The 24,960-nt window shown below is 69.6% G+C and carries 20 protein-coding genes and 2 pseudogenes; 12 read left to right on the top strand and 10 right to left on the bottom strand.

The features are described from left to right. Nucleotides 1–91: 91 nt before the first annotated feature. Nucleotides 92–889 carry an SDR family oxidoreductase gene (locus tag ACYVK3_RS06625; RefSeq protein ID WP_460496494.1) on the bottom strand — a complete coding sequence of 266 codons (798 nt, stop codon included), beginning with the start codon at nucleotides 887–889 and terminating at the stop codon, nucleotides 92–94. 101 nt (nucleotides 890–990) lie between these two features. Between ACYVK3_RS06625 and ACYVK3_RS06620 the strand changes: the two genes are divergently transcribed. Beyond that, on the top strand, nucleotides 991–1,827 hold the full coding sequence (locus ACYVK3_RS06620) for a helix-turn-helix transcriptional regulator (RefSeq protein WP_460496493.1): 837 nt from the start codon (nucleotides 991–993) through the stop codon (nucleotides 1,825–1,827). Between the two features lie 23 nt (nucleotides 1,828–1,850). On the opposite strand, the gene ACYVK3_RS06615 is transcribed toward ACYVK3_RS06620, so the two are convergent. After that, nucleotides 1,851–3,347: a SulP family inorganic anion transporter gene (locus tag ACYVK3_RS06615; RefSeq protein ID WP_460496492.1), complete on the bottom strand. Its 1,497-nt coding sequence runs from the start codon at nucleotides 3,345–3,347 to the stop codon at nucleotides 1,851–1,853. Between the two features lie 336 nt (nucleotides 3,348–3,683). On the opposite strand from ACYVK3_RS06615, the gene ACYVK3_RS06610 reads away from it, so the two are divergent. The 4 genes from ACYVK3_RS06610 (at nucleotide 3,684) to gdhA (ending at nucleotide 8,406) form a co-directional block, all read left to right on the top strand. Continuing rightward, the gene (locus tag ACYVK3_RS06610) at nucleotides 3,684–4,397 is read left to right on the top strand and encodes a YqjF family protein (protein WP_460496491.1); all 714 of its coding nucleotides are present in this window, start codon (nucleotides 3,684–3,686) and stop codon (nucleotides 4,395–4,397) included. Nucleotides 4,398–4,569: 172 nt separating this feature from the next. After that, entirely contained in the window at nucleotides 4,570–5,283 is a 714-nt protein-coding gene (locus tag ACYVK3_RS06605) for a YcnI family copper-binding membrane protein (RefSeq protein WP_460496490.1), read from the top strand. Beyond that, the gene (locus ACYVK3_RS06600) at nucleotides 5,280–6,941 is read left to right on the top strand and encodes a copper resistance CopC/CopD family protein (RefSeq protein ID WP_460496489.1); all 1,662 of its coding nucleotides are present in this window, start codon (nucleotides 5,280–5,282) and stop codon (nucleotides 6,939–6,941) included. Before ACYVK3_RS06605 ends, ACYVK3_RS06600 begins: the two co-directional genes overlap by 4 nt. A gap of 115 nt (nucleotides 6,942–7,056) precedes the next feature. Then, nucleotides 7,057–8,406 carry a glutamate dehydrogenase gene (gene gdhA, locus ACYVK3_RS06595; protein WP_460496488.1) on the top strand — a complete coding sequence of 450 codons (1,350 nt, stop codon included), beginning with the start codon at nucleotides 7,057–7,059 and terminating at the stop codon, nucleotides 8,404–8,406. Nucleotides 8,407–8,438: 32 nt separating this feature from the next. Here gdhA and ACYVK3_RS06590 read toward each other — a convergent pair whose 3' ends face one another. The 3 genes from ACYVK3_RS06590 to ACYVK3_RS06580 form a co-directional block, all read right to left on the bottom strand. After that, nucleotides 8,439–9,842, bottom strand: a complete 1,404-nt coding sequence (locus ACYVK3_RS06590; RefSeq protein ID WP_460496487.1) for a cellulase family glycosylhydrolase — start codon at nucleotides 9,840–9,842, stop codon at nucleotides 8,439–8,441. Between the two features lie 346 nt (nucleotides 9,843–10,188). Continuing rightward, nucleotides 10,189–10,791: a hypothetical protein gene (locus tag ACYVK3_RS06585; RefSeq protein WP_460496486.1), complete on the bottom strand. Its 603-nt coding sequence runs from the start codon at nucleotides 10,789–10,791 to the stop codon at nucleotides 10,189–10,191. Between the two features lie 153 nt (nucleotides 10,792–10,944). Continuing rightward, nucleotides 10,945–11,673, bottom strand: a complete 729-nt coding sequence (locus ACYVK3_RS06580) for a TioE family transcriptional regulator (RefSeq protein WP_460496485.1) — start codon at nucleotides 11,671–11,673, stop codon at nucleotides 10,945–10,947. A gap of 80 nt (nucleotides 11,674–11,753) precedes the next feature. On the opposite strand from ACYVK3_RS06580, the pseudogene ACYVK3_RS06575 reads away from it, so the two are divergent. Further along, nucleotides 11,754–12,617, top strand: a pseudogene (locus tag ACYVK3_RS06575) (erythromycin esterase family protein); the annotation flags it as partial. A gap of 84 nt (nucleotides 12,618–12,701) precedes the next feature. On the opposite strand, the gene ACYVK3_RS06570 reads toward ACYVK3_RS06575, so the two are convergent. Next, a complete protein-coding gene (locus ACYVK3_RS06570) occupies nucleotides 12,702–13,541 on the bottom strand; it encodes a cellulose binding domain-containing protein (RefSeq protein WP_460496484.1) in 840 nt (279 codons plus the stop codon). Between the two features lie 430 nt (nucleotides 13,542–13,971). On the opposite strand from ACYVK3_RS06570, the gene ACYVK3_RS06565 reads away from it, so the two are divergent. After that, nucleotides 13,972–14,616, top strand: a complete 645-nt coding sequence (locus tag ACYVK3_RS06565; RefSeq protein WP_460496483.1) for a dihydrofolate reductase family protein — start codon at nucleotides 13,972–13,974, stop codon at nucleotides 14,614–14,616. A gap of 501 nt (nucleotides 14,617–15,117) precedes the next feature. After that, entirely contained in the window at nucleotides 15,118–16,152 is a 1,035-nt protein-coding gene (locus tag ACYVK3_RS06560; RefSeq protein ID WP_460496482.1) for a lytic polysaccharide monooxygenase, read from the top strand. A 62-nt stretch (nucleotides 16,153–16,214) separates the two neighbouring features. On the opposite strand, the pseudogene ACYVK3_RS06555 reads toward ACYVK3_RS06560, so the two are convergent. Beyond that, nucleotides 16,215–16,371 (bottom strand): annotated as a pseudogene (locus ACYVK3_RS06555) (sigma factor); the annotation flags it as partial. Nucleotides 16,372–16,577: 206 nt separating this feature from the next. Between ACYVK3_RS06555 and ACYVK3_RS06550 the strand changes: the two are divergent. Both ACYVK3_RS06550 and ACYVK3_RS06545 read left to right on the top strand, forming a co-directional pair. Next, nucleotides 16,578–17,933: a hemolysin family protein gene (locus ACYVK3_RS06550; RefSeq protein WP_460496481.1), complete on the top strand. Its 1,356-nt coding sequence runs from the start codon at nucleotides 16,578–16,580 to the stop codon at nucleotides 17,931–17,933. Next, nucleotides 17,933–18,946 (top strand): hemolysin family protein, encoded by a 1,014-nt coding sequence (locus tag ACYVK3_RS06545; RefSeq protein WP_460496480.1) that lies wholly within the window; start codon nucleotides 17,933–17,935, stop codon nucleotides 18,944–18,946. Before ACYVK3_RS06550 ends, ACYVK3_RS06545 begins: the two co-directional genes overlap by 1 nt. 311 nt (nucleotides 18,947–19,257) lie before the next feature. Here the strand turns inward: ACYVK3_RS06545 and ACYVK3_RS06540 are convergent, their stop codons facing one another. The 3 genes from ACYVK3_RS06540 to ACYVK3_RS06530 all read right to left on the bottom strand — a co-directional run bounded on the left by ACYVK3_RS06540 (nucleotide 19,258) and on the right by ACYVK3_RS06530 (nucleotide 22,868). Beyond that, nucleotides 19,258–19,611, bottom strand: coding sequence for a DUF1622 domain-containing protein (locus ACYVK3_RS06540; RefSeq protein ID WP_460496479.1), 354 nt, complete (start codon nucleotides 19,609–19,611; stop codon nucleotides 19,258–19,260). A gap of 521 nt (nucleotides 19,612–20,132) precedes the next feature. Beyond that, nucleotides 20,133–22,103 (bottom strand): hypothetical protein, encoded by a 1,971-nt coding sequence (locus tag ACYVK3_RS06535; protein WP_460496478.1) that lies wholly within the window; start codon nucleotides 22,101–22,103, stop codon nucleotides 20,133–20,135. Between the two features lie 312 nt (nucleotides 22,104–22,415). Further along, nucleotides 22,416–22,868 carry a MerR family transcriptional regulator gene (locus ACYVK3_RS06530; protein WP_460496477.1) on the bottom strand — a complete coding sequence of 151 codons (453 nt, stop codon included), beginning with the start codon at nucleotides 22,866–22,868 and terminating at the stop codon, nucleotides 22,416–22,418. Nucleotides 22,869–22,913: 45 nt separating this feature from the next. On the opposite strand from ACYVK3_RS06530, the gene ACYVK3_RS06525 reads away from it, so the two are divergent. Then, nucleotides 22,914–23,774, top strand: a complete 861-nt coding sequence (locus ACYVK3_RS06525; protein WP_460496476.1) for an aldo/keto reductase — start codon at nucleotides 22,914–22,916, stop codon at nucleotides 23,772–23,774. Nucleotides 23,775–24,235: 461 nt separating this feature from the next. Then, a complete protein-coding gene (locus ACYVK3_RS06520) occupies nucleotides 24,236–24,463 on the top strand; it encodes a hypothetical protein (RefSeq protein ID WP_460496475.1) in 228 nt (75 codons plus the stop codon). Nucleotides 24,464–24,960: the final 497 nt, after the last annotated feature.

Here is a 24,960-nt window from a genome sequence, read left to right as displayed (position 1 = left end):
GCCACCCTGCGGAGGTCCGCGGCGGTCGGGACTTTGGTCCCCCGCCCCGGGCCCCGCCCCCGAGGATGGCGGCGGCCCGGCGACTGCTCGTTCATGATCGCGCGGCTGCGAGCCTGTCGGTCTGGCCGGTCGGGCGGACGATGATCTCGTTGACGTCCACGTCGCCCGGCTGCGACATGGCGAAGCTGATCGTGTCCGCGATGGTCGCCGGGGCGATGGCGACCGCGCGATAGGTCTTCATGGCCTCCTTGGCCCCCGGGTCGGTGATGTGGTCGGCGAGCTCGCTCTCGACCACGCCCGGCGAGATGGTCGTGACCCGGATGCTCGGGTCGGTCTCCTGACGCAGGCCCTCGGTGAGCGCCCAGGCGGCGTACTTGGTGGCGCTGTAGACCGCGGAGGTCGGCACCACCTGGTGGGCGCCGATGGACGCCACGGTGATGAAGTGGCCGCCCCCTTGCGACTGGAACTGCGGCAGTGCGGCGGCGAGCCCGTTGTAGAGGCCGCGGACGTTGACGTCGAACATCCGGTCCCACTCCTCGACGAGGAGCGATTCCAGGGGCGACAGCAGCATCACACCGGCGTTGGCGACGAGCACGTCCAGGCGGCCGTGCTCGGCGATCACGCCCGACACGACCGAGTCGAACACCGCCCGGTCGGTGACGTCGAGCTGGCGTGCCTCGGCACGGAGCCCGGCCGCCGTCAGTTCTCGCACCGTCGCCTCGAGCCGGTCGGTCCTGCGGGCCGCGAGCACCACGTGGTGGCCGTCGTGTGCGAGCCGGCGGGCGGTGGCCTCGCCGATGCCGCTGCTGGCGCCGGTGATCAGCACCACCTTCGAGTCCGAGCGTCCTTCGGTCTTCATGGTTTCGTCCGTGCGTTCGTTCGGTGTCATGGGTTCCACTCTCGCCCGCCGACCGCGCTTCGGGAAGGCCGCGATGTGCCTGGGTGCAGCACACCCAGGCTGGCGGCGCCCCGCGGCCATAGACTTGCGGCATGACAGCGACACCACTCGGCGACTACCTTCGGGCGCGGCGCGCCCAGGTCACCCCGGAGGCCGCGGGCATCGCCAGCCACGGGACCCGCCGCGTGCCGGGCCTGCGGCGGGAAGAGGTCGCGATGCTGGCCAAGGTGAGCTTCGACTACTACGTCCGCCTCGAGCAGGGCCGCGAGAACAGCCCCTCGGCGCAGGTCCTGGAATCGCTGAGCCGGGCGCTCCAGCTCGACGACGACGCCCGCCTGCACCTCTACCGGGTGGCGGGCCTGGCTCCGGGCGCGCCTGCGGGCGCGGCGCCCGAGCGGGTCGATCCCCAGCTGCTGCGGCTGATGGACATGTGGCCGCAGAACCCGGCGATCGTGCTCGGACGCGCCTATGACGTCCTGGCCGGAAACCGCCTGGCGTACGCGCTGTTCGACGACTTCGGGGAGGGGTCGAACCTCCTGCTGAAGGTCTTCCTCGACCCGGACGCGCGGCGCTTCTACCCGGATTGGGAACTCGTCGCCGCCAACACCGTGGCGGGCTTTCGGATGCTCCAGGGGAACGACCCGCACGATCCGCGCCTGGGCGAGATCCTCCGGACGCTCACCGAACGCAGCCCGGACTTCGTGCGGCTCTGGGAACGCCATGACGCCCGCGGCAAGCGAGTGGAGCGCAAGCGGTTCAACCACCGCGACGTCGGCGCGCTGACGCTGAGCATGCAGGCCTTCGACGTGAAGTCCTCACCCGGCCAGGAACTGATCGTCTACCAGGCCGAGCCCGGCTCCACCAGCGCCGAGGCCCTCGCGCTGCTCGGCACCCTCGCGGCCACGCGTGCCCAGGAGGAATCCGGCTGAGGCGCGGACCGCCGCACTCCTCGTCAGTGGGCGCCGGTGAGGGTGCCGGTGAGTTCACCGTGGAGGTGGGCGCTGCGGCGGTTGAGGCCGATGATCTCGACGGCCTTGCCGCGGGCGGCGTATTTGGCCTCGATCGCATCGAGCGCGGAGACGGCGGAGGCGTCCCACACGTGGGCGTCGGACAGGTCGATGACGACCTTGTCGGGGTCGCCGTCGTAGTCGAAGCATTGCACCAGGTCGTTGCTGGCGGCGAAGAACAGTTCGCCGGTGACGGCGTAGATCGCGGTCGAGCCGTCGGGGTCGGTGACGCTGGTGACGTCGACCAGGTGGGCGACGCGGCGGGCGAAGGCGACCATCGCGACGATGACGCCGGCGCCCACGCCGATGGCGAGGTTGTGGGTGGCCACGGTGGTGGCGACGGTGACGACCATGGTGAGCGTCTCGCTGATCGGCATCTTGCGGAGGGTCTTCGGTTTGATGCTGTGCCAGTCGAAGGTCACCGCGGAGACGAAGATCATGACCGCGACCAGGGCGGCCATGGGGATCTGTGCGACGACGCCGCCGAAGACGACGACGAGGATGAGCAGGAAGATCCCGGCCGAGAACGTCGAGAGCCTCGAGCGCGCGCCGGATTTGACGTTGATCATGGTCTGGCCGATCATCGCGCACGAGGCCATGCCGCCGAAGAAGCCGACCAGGACGTTGCCGATGCCCTGCCCGGCGGCCTCGCGGGTCTTGTTGGAGCGGGTGTCGGTGGCGTCGTCGACGACCTTGGCGGTCATGAGCGATTCCAGCAGGCCGACCGCGGCGAGCGCGAGCGCGTAGGGGGCGATGGTCGCGAGCATGTCGAGGTTCAGCGGCACCTCCGGAAGCGCCACCCACGGCAGTCCGGAGGGCAGGTCGCCCTGGTCGCCGACGTCGGGGACGGCGATGCCGAAGGCGACGGTGACGATCGTCAGCCCGGCGATGGCGACCAGCGGCGCGGGGATGGCTTTGGTCAGGTAGGGCAGACCGACGATGACGGCCAGGCCGGCGCCGACCATGGTCCACACGATCCAGTTCTCGCCCCAGAAGTAGGGCACTTGGGCCAGGAAGATGAGGATCGCCAGGGCGTTGATGAAGCCGGTGAGGACGCTGCGCGGGATGAACCGCATGAGCTTGGCGATGCCGGTGAAGGCGAGCACGACCTGGATCAGTCCGGCGGCGATGGTCGCGGCGAGCAGGTAGCCGACCCCGTGGGAGGCGACCAATGGGGCGACGACCAGGGCCATCGCACCGGTCGCGGCCGAGATCATGGCGGGGCGTCCGCCGAGGAACGCGATCGAGCAGGCCATGATGAACGAGGCGAACAGGCCGACTCGGGGATCGACGCCGGCGATGATCGAGAACGCGATGGCCTCGGGGATGAGCGCGAGGGCGACCAGCAGCCCGGCCAGCAGCTCGATCCGCAGAAACGGCACCAGCGGGCGCGGGAGGGCGAACCGGGCACGGCCGAGCCGCGGGCGGGCAGGTGAAAGCATGCAGCACCGTTCGAGTCGACGAGCGAGAGAGCGCACCGCGCGACGGTGAGTCGGTGCCAGAACTGAACGCAACCCTACCGTTCCGGATGTTGCTTCTGGGAAATGGAGAAATGAATGGTGTGCGGCATTACAGTCCTCAGTAGACTTCAAGGAGGCGGTGGACACGGACCGGATCAAGGCGGCGCCGTGGTCGCCTCGCCCGCGGCCGACCGTTGTTAGGCTCTGCAGACGCCCTGCGTGGGCGAAGCGGTGGCGGATGACGGCAAGGGGACATCGAATGCGATTCACGGCGTTGCACGGCCCGGGCACCGCCCTCCATCACCACGGGAGCCGGTGATGGCAGAGCCGGTGACCCCGACCACTCCCCGACCGGTCCGCCTCGGTGTGCTGGCGCAATGGTGGCGGCAGGCGACCTTCGTACACTGGGCGGTCGACCCGGATGCGGTGCGGCATCTGCTGCCCGCTGGAGCGCGGCCGGACCTGTTCAACGCGAGGACCTATGTGGGTCTGGTGGCGTTCGAGATGCACCGCACCCGCGTGCTGGGCACTCCCCCGCTCCCCTATCTCGGCAGCTTTCCCGAGACGAACGTGCGGCTGTATTCCGTCGATGAGTCCGGGCGACGCGGGGTCGTGTTCTTGTCGATGGACGCCTCCCGTCTGGTGCCGGTGGCGGTCGCCCGCGCCGGACTGCGCCTGCCGTATCGCTGGTCGCAGATGCGCATGGGGCGCCGCGGCGACCGCGTGGCGTATACCTGCCGTCCCGGCCGCATCGGGCCGCCGAGCCGACTCGAGGTGCGGGTGGGCGAGCCGATCGAAACGCCCTCCGCGCTGGAGCTGTTCCTGACCGCGCGATGGGGCCTGCACCACCGCGGCCGCTACCTGCCGTCGCAGCACGCCCCCTGGCGGCTGCACCAGGCGAGCCTGCTGTCCCTGCGCGACCATCTGGTCGCGGCGGCCGGCCTGCCCGGCGTGACGGACGCGCCGCCCGACAGCGTGCTGTTCTCACCGGGCGTCTACGCCCGATTCGGACCCGCCTCCCCGCCCGGCTGACGGGGCCGCCCAGGGACTCGCGGGCGGCGCGGCCCGAGCCGCGGCCACAATATCGTTATTTGTCAATATATGACATCATTGGAGCGCGGCCGGTGACGTTTCGGCGGTGGTCCGGCCCCCGCCCGAACGGGTCCACCGGTCGGCGACCGCCTTTCGAACACAAGGAAACACCATGCGCCCCACCCCGAAACGCCTGCTCGCCCGAGGCACCGTCGTCGCCCTCGCCGCTGCCGCGGTGATCGCCGGTCTGTCCACTCCGGCCTCCGCACACGCCACGGTCAAGACGGACAACACCGTGGCGGGAACCTACACGGTGCTGACCTTCAGCATCGGCCACGGATGCGAGGGCGAGCCGACCACCGAGGTCGCCATCCAGATCCCCGAACCCATCCTGTCGGTCTCCCCGACCGTCAACGCCGGCTGGGAGATCGAGAAGGTCGACACCGCCCTCGACGAACCGGTCACCGACAGCCACGGCAACGAGGTGACCGAACGAGTCGGCCAGGTCGTCTACACCGCGATCGAGCCGCTGCCCGACGGCTACCGGGACGTGTTCGAGCTGTCGCTGCGCCTGCCGGAGGAGACCGCCGGCCAGACGCTCTACTTCCCGGTGGTCCAGACCTGCCCCGAAGGCGAGCACGCCTGGATCCAGATCGCCGACGAGGGCCACGATCCCGAGGAGCTGGCGGAGCCGGCGCCGTTCATCGAGGTCACCGCCGCCGACACGGCCCTCGAGTCGAGTGAGGCGGCCGCGGCCGAACCCGTCGCCGACGCCGCCGAAGCGGCAACGTCGTCCGACGCGCTCACCTATGTCGCGCTCGCCCTCGGCGCGGTCGGCACGGTCCTCGGTGCGATCGGACTGTACCGAGGACGCCGGTCCTCATGACCGCACGCCCCGGACGCCGCCGGCGGCGAACGGCGACCGCCTTCGCGATCCCCCTCGCCCTGGCGGCGATGCTGCTGGTACTGGTGCCGGCGTCGCGGGCACAGGCGCACGCCTCGCTGCTGGAGAGCGACCCCGAGGACGGCGCCGTCCTCGAAGCGGCCCCGAGCGCGGTCACCCTGACCTTCAACGAGCCCGTCGATCCGGTGGCCGACGCCATGCGGCTGGTGGACCAGGACGGCCGCGACCATCCGGTGGAAGCGACGGCGACCGACCTCGATGTGGTCATCACCGTGCCGGATCTGGACGAAGGCCGGTACGTCCTGAGCTGGCGGGTGATCTCGACCGACGCCCACCCCATCGCCGGCGCGGTCGCCTTCGCCGTGGGGACCGGCACGAGCGCTCCCGTCCATGTCGACCAGCCCGTCGCCGAGGAGAGCGACCGCCTCGCGCCCATGGCCGTCAACGCCCTCCACTACCTGGGTCTGCTCGTGTTCGCCGGCTTCCTGTTCTTCAAGATCGCCATCGCGCGCGGCCTGTGGCCGGGGCGCCCGCGGCACCGGCTCCTGCGCCTCTCGGGCGCGATCGCGGTCATCGCCGCCGCCGCGGCGGTCCCGGTCGACGCCCTCGCCGTGGCGGGCCTGCCGCTGAGCCGGATCGTCGACATCGGGGCATGGAGCGCCACCGTCCAAACCGAAACGGTCGCGATCCTGGTGCTCACCGCCGCGGGAGTCGGCTCGGCCCACTGGTGGTTCACGCGCGGCCGAGGCTCCTGGGCCGCGCCGCTGGCGCTCGGTTCGGCGGCGGCGGCAACCGCCGGTCCTGTCCTGATCGGCCATTCGATGCTGTTCGGCCCGCGCTGGCTCATGGCCGGCGCCGACGTGGTGCACCTGTTCACCGGCGCGGTCTGGACCGGCGGGCTCATCGGCCTGATCGTCCTGCTGCGCCACGCCCGAGGCGCGGGCGCCGGCGCGGCCGGTCCGGCGACGGTCGTGGCCCGGTTCTCCACCTGGGCGGGAGCCACCGTCGGCCTGCTAGGAGCGAGCGGCCTCGCCATGGCCGTCATGATCCACCGCGAATGGGGCGGCTTCTTCGGCTCCGACCACGGCCGGCTGCTGCTGGTCAAAGTCGGCCTGGTGGCGCTGGCAGCGGGGTTGGCGGCCTGGAACCGGTTCCGACTGGTCCCGGCCGTCCAGGGTGGCGCGGAGCGCCGGGACGGGCTGCGGCGGCTCGGCCGGGTCCTGCTCGCCGAGGCCGCCGCCGTGCTGTCGGTCATCGCCGTCACCGCGACCCTGGTGCATCTGAACCCCGACGGCGAGGCGTCCGAGGCCGAGGACACGACCGTCACGCAGCGACACGACCTCGGGACGGGCGAGCTGAGCGCGGTCTTGGCCCCTGGCGGCACCGGGCCCAACACGCTGACCCTCGAACTCACCGACGCGGACGGCCGCCCCATGGAACCGTTGGAGCGACCGATGGTCCTCGCCTCCCTCCCCGAGCAGGACTTCGGACCGATCACCACCGAGGCGAGCCCCGATCCGGACGGCGGCCACCGGGCCGAGCTCGACCTGCCGCTGCCGGGGCGCTGGGAGATCGAGATCCACGTGCGCCTCTCCGAGTTCGAACACCACATCGCCACCGTCACCGCCGACATCTCCTGACCGGCGCGGCCCCGGGGCCTTCGGCGCCGGATCCCCGCCCGCGTCGACGGATATTCGGCACGCATGCGGGAACGATATCCTTCACACGGTCGCGGACAACGGAAGGGACGTCAACGTGCCAGTCTTGGACGAGAAACTGCTCGACATCTACGAGGAAGTGCTCCGACGCAACCCCGGTGAGGCGGAGTTCGACCAGGCCGTTCGCGAGGTCCTCGGCAGTCTCGGAGCCGTCGTGGCCAAGCATCCGGAGTACACCGACGCGGCGATCATCCGCCGACTGTGCGAGCCCGAACGCCAGATCATCTTCCGCGTGCCGTGGGTCGACGACCGAGGCCGCGTGCAGGTCAACCGCGGATTCCGCGTCGAGTTCAACTCCGCCCTCGGCCCCTACAAGGGCGGCCTGCGCTTCCACCCGTCGGTGTACCTGGGGGTGGTGAAGTTCCTCGGCTTCGAGCAGACCTTCAAGAACGCCCTCACCGGCATGCCCATCGGCGGCGGCAAGGGCGGCTCCGACTTCGATCCGAAGGGCCGCTCCGAGGGCGAGGTCATGCGGTTCTGCCAGTCGTTCATGACCGAGCTGTACCGGCACATCGGCGAGCACACCGACGTCCCGGCGGGCGACACCGGCGTGGGCGGCCGCGAGATCGGCTACCTGTTCGGCCAATACAAGCGCATCACCAACCGCTACGAGTCGGGCGTGCTCACCGGCAAGGGCCTGACCTGGGGCGGAGCGCAAGTGCGAACCGAGGCCACCGGGTACGGCACCGTCTTCTTCACCGACGAGATCCTCAGGTCGCGCGGCGACTCCTTCGACGGCAAGCGCGTCGTCGTCTCCGGGTCGGGAAACGTGGCCCTGTACGCGATCGAGAAGGTGCACCAGCTCGGCGGCACCGTCATCGCCTGCTCCGATTCGAGCGGATACGTCGTCGACGAGAACGGCATCGACCTCGAGTTGCTCAAGGAGATCAAGCAGGTCCGGCGCGGCCGGATCGACGAGTACGCCGAGCGGCGGGGCGATGCGGCGCGCTTCGCCAAGGCCGCCTCCCCATGGGAGCTCCCGTGCGACATCGCGCTGCCGTGCGCCACTCAGAACGAGATCAACGCCCGCGACGCCGCGGCCCTGGCCGGCAACGGGTGCGCGATCGTGGCCGAGGGCGCCAACATGCCCTGCACCCCCGAGGCGGTCGCGGTCTTCGCCGAGGCCGGCGTGACCTTCGCCCCGGGGAAGGCGGCCAACGCCGGCGGGGTCGCCACCAGTGCTCTGGAGATGCAGCAGGACGCCACCCGCGACTCCTGGTCGTTCGAGTACACCGAGCAGCGGCTCGCCAAGATCATGTGCAACATCCACGATCGCTGCCTCCAGACCGCCGACGAGTACGGTTCGCCCGGCGACTACCTGGCCGGGGCCAACATCGCCGGATTCACCCGGGTCGCCGACGCGATGCTGGCGATGGGCGTCGTCTGAGGCGGCCCCTCGCCCGCATCGCGTCGGCTCGGCTACGGCAGGTTGTCGACGACGAAGGGCGCGTGCCCGTGCAGGTGGCCGTCCCACCCTCCGGTGACGGGCGCGCCGTCGGACAGCAGGTTCGTGGAGTCGTTGCCGACGTCCAGCTTCCAGGCCGTCCACGAGACCTTGTTGGCGCTCATCCAGTCGACCCAGCGCTGGGCCTCGTCGAGGCAGACCCGCCCGTCGAGCCCGCCGTCGGCGTGGCTCGCGCCCCACTCGGTCACGAACAGTGCCAGTCCGGCGTTCATCGCGGTGTCGCCCTTGGCGCGCAGGCTCGCGCCGTGGGTGCAGGAGTAGAAGTGGAGGGTGTACATCAGGTTGGTGCCCGAGACCGGATCGGAGGCGGCGACGTCGACGTCCTGCGACCAGGTCGGGCTGCCGAGCACGATGATGTTGTCGGGGTCCTGCGAGCGGATCGCCGAGACGACGGCCTCGTGGTACGGCTTGACCGTGCCGGACCATGAGACCTGCTCGGGCTCGTTGTAAGGCTCCCAGATCACGTTCGGCAGGTGCCCGTAGCGGTCGGCCAGGCCGGAGAAGAACGCGACCGCCTCGGACTGGTGCTCATGCGCGTGGTGCGCGTGGAAGTCGACGATGACGTAGACCCCCGCGGTCGCCGCGTTGTCGATGACGGTCTCGACCTCGGCGCGCCAGCGGTCGGGATCGGAGAGGTAGGCGCCCTCGGGCTCCACGCCCATGGCGACCCGGAACACCTCGATGTTCCAGTTGTCCCGCATCCACTCCAGCGCCGAGAGGTTCTGGGCGTAGGGCTGGGTCTGCCAGTGCAGCCACATGCTCGAGATGCCGCGCAACTGGATCGACTGGCCGTGCTCGTCGCACATGTTGGCACCGCAGACGTGCAGGTCCCCGTGCCGCTCCACGGGCGTTCCCGCCGGAGCCGGGTCGGTCGGCTCGGGTTCGGTCGGCTCCGGGTCCGTCGGCTCGGGGTCGGTGGTCTGCTCGCCGCCGCCCTCGCCGTCGCAGCTGACGCCGTTGACGGTGACGTCGGCGATGTCGCCCGCGGTGCCGCCGGCGGTGAAGCCGAAGACCTCCCTGGTCTGGCCGGAGGCGACGGAGCCGTTCCACCCCGCGTCCGATGCGGTGAAGTGCGAGCCGCTCAATGACTGCTCGGTGACGTTCCAGGCGCTGATGCCGGAGACAGCGCTGGTGAAGTCCCACTCGATCGTCCAGCCGCTGATCGCCTCGCCGGCGGTGATGCTGACATTGGCCTGGAAGCCCGAGCCCCACTCGCTGACGACGTTGTAGTCGACCTCGCAGCCCTCTTCGGCACTGGCGCCCGGTGCCGTGACGATCGTCAGTGCGCCTGCGGCGAGCGCGGCGACCCCCAAGCCGATGATCGCCGGCCGGCTCCTACGCCTTCGGTCTCTTCGCATGATGTCGATGTCCTTCGTTCGGAAGCGCTCCCATTTGACACATCGAAGTGTGCCAATTTCCCTTCGCGAAGTCAAGGCCCGGTGCTCTTCCCCGTCGGACACAACGCCGGCTCCACGGCAACGGAGCCCGCACTGCCCTGCCGGCAGTGCGGCCCTGCGAGGCAGGGCCGGGCTCGTTCAGCGGATCCGGTTCTCCCGCTCGGTGCGCTCTTCAGCCGAGCGGGACGACATGGTCCTCATCGGCCTCGCCGATCGCTACGGCGGTCCGAGGCGTTCGTGAGCGCGCCGTCCAGAAGGGGGGTCGCCCACCCACCTCCCGCGTTCACCACCTACCAAGGCAATACGCCTAGGGCGCCCGAGTCGGGGCCGCTTCAGAGGCCTGCTCTATGGCCGTCCGTGCCGTCCATGCGACGAGAGCCGCGCCGGCGAGGACCGAGCCGAGGGCGTCCATGGCCAGATCGGCGATGGTGTCGTCGTAGCCGACGCTGATGGGAATGTCGAACACCCTCAGCACAGCCCACTCGTAGAATTCCCACGCCACGCCGACGGTCAGGCCGAGCATCAGGGTCCACACCACCGTCGCGGCGCGGCGTTGTTCCTCCAGCGGCGGTATGAGCGGCGTGCGGGCCGCCAGCAGGTGCAGCGCGGCGACGACCGCGGCGGTGGCGATGCAGTGCATGACCCAATCGGCCCAGGCGAACTCGCGGTACCACTGCGCCACCGACGCCAGGGCCGCCAGCGGCAGCAGCACACACAGGGCCGCGTCGAAGGGCGTGGGGATGCCGGCCCGCCGTGCGGCCAGCAGGATCACGAACACCAGGCCGAATCGGACGGCTCCTTCGATGTTTCCGGAGAACCCGATGATGACCGTGCCGATCAGCACGGCCGCTCGCAAGAGGTCGGCCAGCAGCCGTGCGGCCCGCGTGGCCGTAGAAGTGTCAGCATCCATCCGAGCGGTTTACCCGCGTGCGCGAGAAGCAATCGCCACGGGTGTCGGCAGGCCCGTCCGCTCCCTCGGCGAGACGCCTGAATACCTGCCTGCGCAGAGCCGCCGATCCGGGTGTCAGCGCAATGGAAGCGGCATCACCACAGCACGAGGCCGCTACGCCTTCGGTTCGCGTGACTCGAGCATGTCCAGATAGGCGCTGAGTCGCGCGGCCGCGTCGAGCATGGCCAGGCCCTGCTGTGTCAGCTTGCGCCGCCAGTCCTCCAGGGCACGGGACAGCGACTCCGTGCCGCCGGCGTTCCGGACCTGTCGGACCACGGCGGCTATGTGGTCCAGCGGGTAGCCGCCCCGTCTGAGGAGATGGGCGAGTTCGGCGTCGCGCACGTCGCCGGCGTCGAAGCGGCGGTATCCGGTGGCCCGATCGCGTTCGGGGGCGAGGACGCCCGCCGCTTCCCAGTTGCGCAGGGTCGCGGGCGTGAGTCGAAGCCGGTGTGCGAGTTCGCCGATGCTGTAGGGGGCGGGCTGCGCCGCTCGGTCCGAGACGGCGTCGGCTCCGGCCGTGAGGCGGTCGACCGCGGCCCTGACCGCGTCGAGGGTGGCCCGGTCGCGGAGCAGCTGCTCGTGGCCGCGGTCGATGACCATCAGGACGTCTTCGCGATCGCCGTCGCCGAGTGCGTGCATGATCTCGGTGCCGGTCGCGTGCCCGTAAGCGCGGGCGAGCGCGAGGAAGGCGCGGAGCGCCGCCGCGTGCATCTCGGTGTACACCCGGTAGCCGCTGCGGGTGCGCCGAGCGGGCGGGATGCATCCGTCGCGCTCATAGTTGCGGACCGCCTGGGTCGACAGGCCGTGCTCCCGCGCGAGATCCGAAGGCCGCAAGTTCACCATTGGTTGAGACTTTACTGCACCTGTTCAATGTCAGACTTCCTACAAGTCTCAACCGATGTTTCAACGATACGTTTGAGGCCATGACTCAGGACATTCGCGACTTCATCAAGGACGCTCCCGATCTGCTCGGCCTCGGCGAGCCGGCGCACGGGGATCCGGCCTTCGGGCGGTTCCGCAACGAGGTGTTCGCCGAGCTGGTCGACTCCGGCTTCAGGTCGTTCGCGCTCGAGACCGACCGGGTGGCCGCACTCGTCGTCGACGACTTCGTCCAGAACGGAGTGGGAAGCCTCGACGCGGCGATGAGCGACGGTTTCTCGCACGGCTTCGGCGCCTTCGACGCCAACCGTCGACTCGTCGCCTGGATGCGCGACTACAACGCCGCTCGGCCCCCGCAGGAGCGACTGGCCTTCCACGGCATCGACGCTCCGCTGGAGTTCAGCGCGGCCAGCCCACGGCGCTACCTCGAATACGGACGCGACTATCTGGGGGCCGAGCTCGAGCTCGCGGGACTGGTCGGCGACGACGAGCGGTGGAGCCGCAACGAGGCGGTCATGGATCCGGCCGAGTCGCCCGGCGCCACCACCGAAGCCGACAGGCTGCGAGCGATCGCCGACGACATGCTCACCTCGCTCTACGCCCGTGCGCCCGAACTGATCGCGGCGACCTCGCGCGCCGACTGGCACCGGGCCAGGATCCACCTCACCACCGGGCTCGGGCTGCTGCGCTACCACCGGCAGGCGGCAGAGCGCATCGACGACAGCGACAGGTGGTCGCGCCTGTCCGGCACCAGGGACGCGCTCATGGCGCTGAACCTCCTCGACATCCGCGACCTCGAGGCCCGCCGGGGCCCGACCTTGGTCTCCGCCCACAACGCCCACCTCCAGCTCGAGCCCAGCAAGATGAGCATGGCCGGCATGGACCTGGGCTGGAACGGCACCGGCGCCATCATCGCGTCGCTGCTGGGCGAGCGGTACACCTTCATCGCCGGCGGTCAGGGCGGCGGCGAAGGGATCGGTCCGGCAGCCGAGTTATCGGCCGCACGCGTTCCCGTCGACGACGACGTGGACGTCCTCCGGACTCGGGGCCTGCCCGGTGCCGATGAAGCCCATCGAGGCGGTGCCGCCTGCGTTGACGGCTGCGTTCCACTCGGTGTTGGCGATGCTGATCGACGAACCGCTCTGCGTCCATTCGGCGTTCCACAGCGCGCTGACAGTGCCGCCTTCGGGCAGGACGACTTCGATCCCCCAGCCCGAGGAGGCCGTGGTGAGCGGCGTGATGGCGATTTCGGCGAGGTAGCCGCTGCCCCACTGGTTCACCGAGTAGGAGTACCGGCAGTAGGGGTCCTCGGGCTCGGCGCCGTCGAGCGTGATGGTCTGCGCTTCGGCGCAGCGCCCCGGCCAGGTCGAGCCGTCGGACCGCCGCTGCTGGCAGACGGCGACCGTGACGGTGTCGACCTCGGTCGCCGCGGCGAACGTGAACTCGAAATCGGTCCCCGAGTCGCTCTCGGGGAAGGGGACGATGTGCTCGCCGAGGGGCAGACCCGAACCGGAGAAGGTGAACTCGACTTGGCGCGGCTCGTTGATGACCGGGTTGCAGGGGTTCGGGAAGCCGGGGGCGACGTCGGGTACGGCGATGGCCTTCCAGCCGGCCACGGCCACGTCATGCTCGTCGGGATGCGTGGCGGGCCAACGGATCTCGCCGATGGTGTGGAAGTAGGTGCAGGAGTCCTCGCCGATGTCCTCGACGGCATAGCCCTGCGGTGCGGGCTCGGGGTGTTCGGCACCTGACGGCGCGGCGACGGACAGCGCCAGCAGCATGCCGGCGCCGGCGGTGACGATGGCCTTCACGGTTCGTGGGCGAGGGGACATGAGCGCTCCGATACGGATCTGGGTGTGGTCGACAGTCCATTATGCGCAAATAAATCGAAGTATGTCAATGTAAAGGCGTCGAGGACCCCGGCGGCCTGCCTGGTTCCGCAGCTGAGCCGGTCGCACAACAGGCGCGACGTAGCCGCACAGCGGCGGCGGGCTCGCGAGGTGATGACGACTCAGAGCGCCAGAGAGCGGCCTGCCGCGTTTGTCGGGCACTGTTGCCCACGTCGTCTCCGTCCTGTGCGGGCCGGCAGCGGGGTTGCGCGGAACGCCGCCGTGCAACGGCGCCCGGTGACGAGGTCCTCCGCCGAGGGGCACTTGACAGTGACCTAGATCGCAGCATCCGCTCGGCTCGCAGCGATGAGTCGGCCCGGCTCGGGGAGTCTCAATATCGTCAGCGCCATGGTCACCAGCGAAGGAGATCCCCATGAGCCAGCTTCTCAAGGTGCAGAACTTCAGCGTCTCGCTAGACGGATTCGGAGCCGGTGAAGGCCAGAGTCTCGAGCGGCCGTTCGGCCACGCCGACCCCGGGGCCATGATCTCGTGGGCCGGCGCCACGGCGAGCTGGCCCAACCGCACCGATCCCGGCGGGAGCCGCGGCCTCGACGACTACTTCACGCGCGACTTCGCCAACAATATCGGCGCGGAGATCATGGGCCGCAACAAGTTCGGGCCTCAGCGCGGCCCCTGGAAGGACCACAGCTGGCAGGGATGGTGGGGCGAGGAGCCGCCGTTCCACACGCCGGTATTCGTCATGACCCACCACCCGCGTCCATCGTTCACCCTCTCGGACACCACATTCCACTTCACCGACGGCGACCCGGCCTCGGTCCTCGAACGCGCGCGGGAGGCGGCGCAGGGCAAGGACGTCCGGCTCGGCGGCGGGGCCACCGTGATCCGGGAGTTCTTGGACGCTGACCTGGTCGACACCATGCACGTGGCGGTCTCGCAGATCGAACTCGGCTCCGGAAAGCGCCTCTGGGAGTCTCCGCACGAGCTGCTCGACCGGTTCCACCTCGAGATCGTGCCCAGCCCGAGCGGCGTGACGCACCACTTGTTCTGGCGGAAGTGACCCCGAATCGATCCGAGCGGCGGCCTCCTCGGTCAGGAGAGCACCACCACTTCGACCCGTAGGGGCGGACCCCGTCGCCGAGGAGTGCAGGCGCGATGTGGAGATCGGGGTCAAGCGCCGTTCAAGTCCAGTGCAGCCGTTCTCGCAGCAGGGCCTGCTCGGCCGGGTCGGCGGTGAGGCCCAGTGCACACTCTCCGGCAAGGCATCTGGCGTCGATGCTGAGCAGGACGGCCACGCTGCGCCCGGCCCCTTCGCCTGCGTGGCCGGACCCCGGCGTGGGGTCAGGTGCATGTCACCCCATCCTAATGAGCAGCCGGGAAAGCGCCGCACGCGAGCGTGACGGTCGCTGAGGTACCGCTGCCGAGGGACGCGGTACTGGTGGCGATCATTCGCGGACTGAGCGTCATCGCTCCCACTCTCGGGCCCGACGGGTATTTACATTGTGCCCATATGTCAGCTATATTTATGGCTGTCAATGTTTCCGTTCCTGGGAGCGCTACCATGCTCAGATCGAGAAAAAACCGCGTCCGAAGCCTCATCCTCGCGTTCGCGGCGGTGGCCATGGCCGGCGCTTCGGCGCTGTTCTTCACCGCCCAGACGGCTTCCGCGCACGGCACGGCGACCTCGCCGGCCGCGCGGCAGTACAGCTGCTGGGAACGCTGGGGCGACGACCACGTGAACCCGGACATGGCCACCGAGGACCCCATGTGCTACCAGGCCTTCCAGGCCAACCCCAACACCATGTGGAGCTGGATGAGCCTGCTCCGCGAGGGCATGCAGGGGCAGCACGAACAACGCATCCCTGACAACCAGCTCTGCTCCGGCGGGAAGTCCGACTACGCTTCGCTCGACGAGCCGGGGAACTGGCACACCACCTCGCTCAGCAACAACTTCACGCTCCACTACGACGACCAGGCGACGCACGGCGCGGACTACTACTGGGTGTACGTGACCCGGCAGGGATACGACGCCACCACCGACGCGCTCGACTGGGGCGACCTCGAGCGCGTCGTCGAGACCGGCGTCTACCAGCCGGGCGAGGCGGTCGACATCCCGGTGAGCGCGCCCGGCCGGACGGGACACCACGTGGTCTACGTGATCTGGCAGGCCAGCCACCTCGACCAGACCTTCTACTCCTGCTCGGACGTGTGGTTCGGCGGCGGCTCCCCGCCTCCGCCCGAGCCCACCGACCCCCCGGACCCGACCGACCCGCCTGAGCCCACCGACCCGCCGGCCGACGGCGAGTGCACCGCCACCTACACCGTCGCCAACGACTGGGGTTCGGGCTTCACCGCCAACGTCGAGGTCGCCAGCACCGGCGGCTCCGGAACGTGGGAGGTGAGCTGGACGTGGCCGGGCGACCAGCAGGTCACCAACAGCTGGTCGGCCACACTGAACCAGTCCGGGTCCTCGGTCACGGCGACCGGCGCGTCCCACAACAACACGCTGTCCTCCGGACAGTCCACCTCGTTCGGGTTGAACGCCACTTACGGCAGCTCGAACACCGCTCCGGACCTGACCTGCACCATCGGCTGACAGGCGAGCGGATATCAGGCGGTCTCGGCCCCAGCGGCCGAGACCGCCTTCATCTTGCGCCGCGTCGGGCCCCGGTCGGTGGCGATCTGGTACAGCCAGGGACGGACCGAGCCGCGGTCCTCGAACCGGCCCAGTCCTCGCCACGCGCACCATCACTTCCTGGACCACGTCGCCGGCATCATCGACGGACCCGAGCATGCGATAGCAGTACGCTTGCAGCCAACGCGAAAGGCTCCGGTCAGGACCCCCACTCGGCTTCGGTGCCCGGCCACGCCTGGAGGTGTCTGCGACCGCAACCGCCTGGCGGGGTGTGGCCCCCATCCGGTAAGTTCCGTGAGCATGGACTGCGACGCGCATAGACCCGGCCCGCTGTCACCATTCCCGGGAGGGACCCTGCGGTGATAGCGGCTTGGCTGCTGGTCGCGTTGACCATAGTCCTCATCTCATTGAACGCCCTGTTCGTCGCCGCCGAGTTCGCGCTCGTCACCGTCGACCGCCCCACCATCGCCCGCGCCGCCGAAACCGGCGACCGGCGCGCCGCCTCGGTCCGCAAGGCCCTGGGCTCGCTCTCGACACAACTGTCCGGCGCGCAGCTGGGCATCACCATCACCAGCCTGGTCGTCGGCTTCATCGCCGAACCCTCGATCGCGACACTCTTGGCCGTCCCGATCGAGGCCGCCGGGCTCCCCGAGGCGAGCAGCCTCGGCATCGCCCTGACCGCGGCGTTCATCATCGCCACCGTGGCGCAGATGGTCTTCGGCGAACTCATCCCCAAGAACTGGGCCATCTCCGAACCGGTTCGCATCTCCCGAGCCGTAGCCGGGGCGCAGCGGGTCTTCACCACCGCGACCCGCCCGCTCATCGTCGTGCTCAACGGCGCCTCCAACGCCATGGTCCGCGCCCTCGGCATCGAACCGCGCGAGGAACTGGCCTCGGCCCGCTCGGCACCCGAGCTGGCCGCGCTCGCGACCCGTTCGGCGGCCGAAGGCCTGCTCGACCAAGGGGCGGCGATGCGGCTGACCCAAGCCGCCGAGTTCGACCAGCTCACCGCCGCCGACGTGATGACCCCCAGGCCCCGCGTTCGTTTCGTCGACGCCGACGCCACCGCCGCCGAGATCCTCGCATTGACCGCGCGCACCGGCCACGCCCGATTCCCCGTCCAAGGCGCGTCGGTCGACCAGATCGTCGGCGCCGTCCACTTCAAGGCCGCCCTCGGCGTCCCCGAAGACCGCCGCGGCGCGGTGCGGGCCACAGCGGTCATGACCGCGATCAGCGCGGTGCCGGCGACGATGACACTCGACGACGTGCTCCCCGAGCTGCGCGGCGGCCTCCAACTGGCCGTCGTGGTCGATGAGTACGGCGGCACCGACGGCATCGTCACCCTCGAAGACCTCGCCGAAGAGGTGCTCGGCGAGATCGACGACGAGCAGGACCGGCCCGCGGGCCGTCCACGCCGCCTCAGCGACGGTTCCTGGTCGCTGCCAGGCCTGATCCGCCCCGACGAGATCGGCGACGTCACCGGCATCGGCCTCCCCGAGGCCGAACACACCGACACCATCGGCGGCATGATCACCGAGGAACTCGGCCGCTTCGCCCAAGTCGGCGACGCGATCGACCTCGACGCGACCGACACCGGCCGTCTCGACGAGGATGGCCTGCCCACCCCGGTGCGAGCCAGGCTGGCCGTCACCGCGATCGACGGGCACCGCGTCGCGCGTGTCCGGCTCACCGCCGCACCCGCATCCGACGACGCGGCGACCGCTGAAGGGAACCGGCGGTAATGGACTGGACCGGACTGGCCATCGGCGTCGCGCTCCTGCTCGGCAACGCCTTCTTCGTCGGTGCCGAATTCGCCCTCATCGCGGCCCGGCGCACCCAGATCGAGCCGCGCGCCGCCGCCGGCGGGCGAGCCGCCCGCATCACCCTCCGCGCCCTGGAGCGGGTGTCGCTGATGATGGCCGGCGCCCAGCTCGGCATCACCATGTGCTCACTGGGTCTCGGCGCGGTCGCCGAGCCCGCGATCGCCCACGCCATCGAAGGACCCCTCGGCGCCCTCGGCGTCCCCGGCGGCCTGCTGCATCCGATCGCGCTGGCCATCGCGCTGACGATCGTGCTGTCCTTCCACATGACCGTCGGCGAGATGGTGCCCAAGAACATCGCGATCGCCTCACCCGAGCGCGCGGCGCTGATCCTCGGCCCGCCCCTGTACATCATCGTCGCGGTGCTGAGGCCGCTGCTGGTGATCATCAACTGGATCGCCAACCACACGCTGCGGCTGCTGGACGTCGAACCGAAGGACGAGGTCGCCTCCGCGTTCACCGCCGACGAGGTCGCCGGATTCATCGCCGAGTCCAAACAAGAGGGACTGCTCGACGCCGAGGCTCACGCTCTCATCAGCGGGGCCTTGTCGATCGGTGAGGACACCGTCGAATCGATCATGGTGCCGGGACCCGACCTCGTCACCGCCGCGACCGACGCGACCATCGGGGAACTGCAGCGACAGTGTGTGGAGACCGGGCATTCGCGTTTCCCCGTCACCGAAGCGGGCGAGATCGTCGGCTACGTCCACATCAAAGACCTGCTCGACCACCCCGGCGACCGGCTGCTCCCCAGCCACGAGATCCGGCCGCTGGTCAGCATCGCCCACACCACGCCGCTCGACCGGGCGCTGGCCGCCATGCAAGCCGACACCACCCACGTCGCGCTGGTCACCGGCGAGAGCGGCCGGGTGCTGGGCGCGGCCATGCTCGGCGACGTCGTCACCCGCCTCACCGGCGAGCGGACCAAGCTGTGACCGGCCAGGCCGGCCTCACGTCACCAGGAGCCGCTCTGCGATAGACCGCGGCGACCACGAGCCCGTCGCAACCCAGGCGCAGCCAGCCTCGGCGCTGGCGCGCCAACAGACCGCCGAGCAACCGTCTTGGGAAGCGCGTGGACCGCGCCCATCAGCACCCCGCCGACGGACCCGGCATCGAAGCCGTCTCGAACACTCCGGTAACCGGCCGGGCACCGAAGGGCAGCCCCCTCCACATCGCCGGGACTGAGCGACGTAGCCGCCGAGAGCAGCGGTTCCCCAAGACGGTGCGAGTACTGATCCATCCTGGATCACGCGTCAGCGCGCGGTCGCTGCCAGGGCCATCGTCCTTCGAGCTCGGCTTCGAGCGAGAAACTCAAGAAGGTGCGTATCGCGACGATGATCGCGAGTACGCCCACGCTGGTGAAAGTCGGGGAAACCGCGACGGTGCGAATGATGTCCCCAGCCACTAGAAACTCCAGACCCAACAGAATCGCCCTGCCGAGGCCTCGCCGATAACGTCGATAACCCGCCTGGAGGTCGCCTCGCCCCGCCACGTCGCGAGCGAAACGGACGGACAAGGCCAGCATTCCGACCACGATGACCGCCACACCCGCGCCCTCGATCGCCATGCCCGTCGTCTCCACTACAGCCTCGAAGTCCACGCCACCCTCCCCGTCGGTATGGATGTGCGCGGGTTTCCCCGCCGGAGTCCGCTCACACCCGGCCGAGCTCGCTCTCCGCGATTCGGCCCATCGGCGAGGGCGCGAACGAGCCGACACGCACCCGTGGCGACGGCGCCGCCGGCATGCACCCGAGCGCACTCTTCGGGCACGCCGCGGTCTACGCGGCCAGCCTCGCCAGGGCCGCCCGACCCCAGGCTGCCCCGCTCGACAGAGCCCGCGGACCGGTGGTGCTGCGCCTCGCCGGCGTCACCAAGCCGCCCCGACCTCATCCTTCTCGACGAGCCCTACCAGGGCTTCGATCAGGACTCCTGTCTGGACCTGTGGGCGCAGGTCTACGCCTGGCGCGACGCCGGCGCGGGCGTGCTCGTCGTGACCCACCTGCTCTCGAGGCGCAAATCGGTACAGCAGCGGGATGGAAGACGCTCCCGAGGCGGCGTCCCATGGCCGTGCGGCCGGGACCGAACGTGTCGGCCCCGGCCTCTGAGCAAGGCGGCCCCCGGTCAGCGCAGGCCGTAGGAGCGGATCGTGGTGTGGACGACCTCCGTGCCCGCGTCGTCGGTCGCGGTCATGCGGGTCGAGACGTACTCGGCGGCCTCGGGATGTTCGAGGACGGCGGTGGCGCCGCTTCCGTCGCGCTCGATGTCGACCGAACTCCAGCTCCGCCCGTCGTCATAGGAGACCTCGAAGGTGATCGCCTGCGCCCGCACCGCTTCACCGGCGTGGTCGACCAGCGTGAGCCGCACCTCCTGTTCGCAGTCCTCAGCCCAGCCGCCGTCGACGCCGTCGGCGGTGAGACGTACGGCCGGGAGGCTCAGCGAGCGGTACTGGCCGGGTTCGAGCGAGGCGGGGTCGAGGTCGAACGCCCACTCGATGGCCGATTCGGTGGCGAACGGCCCTGTCGTGGGCTCGCGGGTCCCCTCGACGGCCAGCGTGTAGCGGCCGGCGGCCGGTTCCGCGAGCTCGAAGCCGAAGCCGCCGTACGGGTCGAAGTCGTCGAACCGGCCGACCTTCTCGTCGTCGAGGACCAGGACCGCATCCCCGGTGTATCCGATCAGGTCCACGCGTTCGTCGTTGGCGCCGGTCCCCAAGGAGACGAAGGTGTCGAAGCGGGCGAACCCGTCGGTGTTGGACAGCACGGCCTCGGTCGGCCCGGCCGTCACGGGGCCGTGCGGGAAGGTCCGCTCACTCGCTCCGGGTTCGAAGAAGTGCTCGTCGAATTCGTGGAAGCCGTCGAGCAGTCGGCGCCCTTCCGGGTCGTACCGCCCGCCTTCGATGAGGCTGTACCAGCTGATCTCGGGATCGGCGGTGTAGAGGTTCAGGCGCTCGGAGGGGAAGGGCGTGGCGATCATCTGGCACAGGCCCATGCCGATCCGTTCGGCGGCGAGGTCGCCGTTGTCGCAGGTGTAGCCGTCGACGGCTGCGCCGAAGCCGGTGTATCGGGTCGTGACCGCCGCGAGTTCGTCGTCGGTGACCCTGAAAGCGGTGTCGTCGGGGTAGCCGCCGGTCTGGGCGAAGGCGAGGTTGTACTGGTAGGGCTCGGCCGAGCCTTCAGGACCGGCGAGCGTCGGCTGGTACTGGAAGCCGAAGTCGTACCCGGGCATGTCCGGTTCGGGCATGAGGAAGAGGTCGATGCCTGGCCCGTTGAAGTCACCGGCGCCGATGCCCGAGCCGTCGGGGGCGCTGGCCATGACGGCCGCGCCGTAGCTGACCAGTTCAGCGTCGGACCGTTCGACCTCGACGGAGATCGGTCGGGCCTGGCCACTGTCGAGCAGGAGGTCGACGTTCTCGTCCTCGATGACGACGTGGCTGAGCCCGTAGGCGGTCTCGCCGCGGTCGGTGGCGGTGGGGTCGTTCCAGACCACGTGCGTGAGGGTGTACTCGCCCGGCTCGAGGGCGACGGTGGCGGAGCCGTCCGCGCCGAATTCCATGGTGCCCCTGTTGCCGTGGTCGTCGGCGTCGTACCAGTTGACCCAGTTGCCCTCCGGGACGGCGCCGGAGCGGTCCCGGATCGTGACGCTGAGCGTCGGTGCGGCGGCATCGGTGTGGCCGGACGTCGGCGGGAGGCCGGCGTAGCGCTCCAGCTCGGAGGCGCTGAGGTCGGCGGCATGGGCGTGGTCGTCGGCGATGAGCCGGGAGACGTTGTAGCGGCGAGCGTCTTCGGCTCCCGAACGCAGCTCGTCGACTCGGTCGCGGGGGAGGATGAGGGTGTCGCCGCCGTTCGCCGCCGGGACGGTGAGGAAGCCGACGTCGTCGCGGCCCTCACCGGGCTCGAGCCCGAAGGTGCCGTCCGGCAGCTCCCACACCCGGTCGCCGGTCGGGAGGACGACGGTGTCCGCCTGCTCCCGCGACGCGTCGAGTGCGCCCGGTCGGTCCTCGTCGCTCTGCGCGTTGGCGGTCACTCCACTGGTGACGATAGTGCTGCCGAACGCCACCGCCACCGCGATCGCGCCCACGGCTCTTCGTCGCTGCATCATGGCTCCTTCTGGCTCGAATCCGGACGGATCGGACGATCCTTCCGCACTCCAGGCGCGGCGCGATATCGGAATGGTTGCATACCGGGTCTCTACGTGGCTCAGCGCCGGGGTCCCCGCTGCCCAGGCGCCGAGTGGGACGGGCACAGCGTGGCCGTCCTTCTCCGGATCTACGCCACGTGAATGCTCGGACAGGACGAAGCCAGCACGGCGGCGCATCGATGAAGCGCTGAAGGGAGGCTGAAAAGGAGGCGCAGATCAGTAGCGAGGGGCTTGGCACTGCTCCAGCGGCGCCCGCCATGCGACTGCCGCTTATGACTTCTGGTGCGAGTGAACGGCTGAGCGGGATTCCGAACGTCGGACCTTGAGCAGCAGAGCCGGGTCGCGGTCCACCGGTTCGTCCTCGACCGCTTCGTCGCCTCCGACGAGCGTGGTGAGGCGTCGGCGGTGTTCAGTCAGCTGCGCCAGCTGCGAGTCGATGCGATCCAACTCCTCCATCAGCAGCGGGTCCAGGCAGGGCTCGACGTCGCCGGTGCCGCCGCAGACGCAGGCCAGGATCTGGGCGATCACAGCGGTCGAGAGACCTGCGCTGAGCAGCCGCCTGATACGCGCCACCCGCTCGAAGTCGGCTTCGATGTAGAGACGCTGGCCCGTCGCCGACCGCTCGGGAGACAGCAGACCCTGCTCCTCGTAATACCGGAGCAGCCGGGGGCTCACACCAGTCACCACCGCGACATCTCCCACACGGAATGTGGTGCTGCTCATAGACACTTGCCCCTCTCATGCATGTCAGCATCCAGCATAGAACCCATGACAGCGACGAACCATCTCATCGGCGGCGCCCTTTCCGTACGCCGGATCGGACTCGGCACCATGCGTTTCACCGACACTCCCGGCGTTCGCCACAGCGGCACCGCGCCGGTCTGGGAACCCCCTACCGATCGGCAGACGCTCGTCCGACTGATCCGCACCGCGGTGGACCTGGGAGTCAACCTCTTCGACACCGCCGACGCCTACGGGCTCGGTGAAGGAGAACGACTGCTGGCGGAGGCGCTGTCAGAAGCGCCGGATGACGTCGCGGTCGCGACGAAGGTCGGCGTAGTCCGCCCCGGCCCGGGCGGTTGGGTGCCGCTGGGGCATCCGGACTATCTCCGCCAGCAGATCGAACTGAGCCGGCGCCGACTCCAGCGGGAGACCCTCGAACTGGTCTACCTTCACCGCATTGACGACGCCTTCCCGATCGCCGACCAGGTCGGAGCGCTCGCCGAGAGCGTCGCCGCAGGCAAGATCCGCCACATCGGACTCTCCGAGGCCAATGTCGAGCAACTGGCCGAGGCCGTCGAAGTAGCGCCGATCGCGGCCGTCCAAAATCTCTACAACCTTGCCGAACGCGGACACCAGGACGTCCTCGACAAGACCGAGGAGCTCGGGATAGCATTCGTGCCCTTCTTCCCACTGTCGTTCGACACCGGAGCCTTCCCCGGGCTGGCCGAGGTCGCGAAGGACCACGACGCCACGGTCCAACAGATCGCGCTGGCCTGGCTCCTGCACCGAGGACCCAATGTGGTCCCCATTCCCGGGACCACCTCGGTCGCCCACCTCAAAAAGAACCTGGACGCGCTCAATCTTGCCCTCACTGAAGCGGAACTTGCGCAGATCGGGCGTCAGTAGCCTCGCGGGCGCACATTCGCCTTGGGAGCGCCCGGGCAGGCCACGCAGATGATGCATGCGGCTACCGGCAAGGTCATCCATGTGGTAACGAAGGGGCGAGGCTCGATGGTGAGGAGATCCGGCTCGCTGGTTGGTTCGTCAGTGAGGTCGTGTTGAACGATGGCAGCGTGCGCCGCCGGATGGGCCGTACCCGCCATTGCTCACCGGTTGCTCGAGATCTTTGGAACGCTGTGGACTGCAAGGGAAAATCGAGCAGGGATGCACCGTGTACGCCGAATCCGATGCGAGCCTGCTCGGGCCTGCCACGGTGGTCCGGGAGTTCCACGACCGCACCGCAGAGCCGTCCGGCCCCAGAGTCGCCGTTGCCTGCCTGGCCTGGCGATATCCGGAACCGGTCGGGGCACTGTCCAGACCGCGAAAAGGTCAGGTCGCCCGAGGCGGTGCGTTCCCGCCTCGCAGAATTGGCTGAACGCTGCACCTCCGAGGTGTGGTCGCTCAATCCGGACGGTGGCCAGACTGAAGAGGCCATCGCTGCCGCCAGGCCACTGACCAAGAAAACCATCGAAAGCGGCGTCGAAATGCGCAGCGTCTACCTGGAGGGCGCCTGCAACGACGAACCGACCCGCAGAACTCTCAAGTGGGTCTCGGAGCAGGGAGCGCATGTGAGAGCGAACGGTGAATCTCCGTGAGCCGTTCCGGCCCTTCGCCCGAACGGCACGATAGAGCACCACACCGACCGATGGGAGTCGATGCGCCGGCCCTTCACCGCCGAAACCGACGTCCGGCTCGGCGGGGCCGGCACTGATCGCCTGATAGAACCATAACTTCACCAGTGCGTGCTTCATCTGCTATGCCGACTTCGCCGAGGCGTGCTTCGGCGGCGTCGCCGACTTCTTCCACACACTCTCCGAGGGGAGGGCCGACTTCAGACTTGCCTTTTCAAAGACCGAGCGTGGTTCGGCGAGCTCCGGTTCGGGTCACTCGCGGCCTCAGCCGAAATCGCGTTCACATGCGGCCCCGATATGGAGGAAGCCATCGTCCACAAGATCGAATTCGATCGCGTAGTCCTCCCAGCGGGCGTAGGACTCGCACGGAGGCGAGGGCGGGCGGGGCGCTGGTCAGGGGAGGAGCCACCGCCCACGGCTTCACGTTGTGACGAGTTCGGTGCTTGAGCTGGATGCCCCCG

The sequence above is a fragment of the Glycomyces tarimensis genome (genome assembly GCF_054776215.1).
The sequence above is the reverse complement of the archived record's forward strand: the minus strand, read 5'-3'. Positions and strand labels throughout refer to the sequence as shown.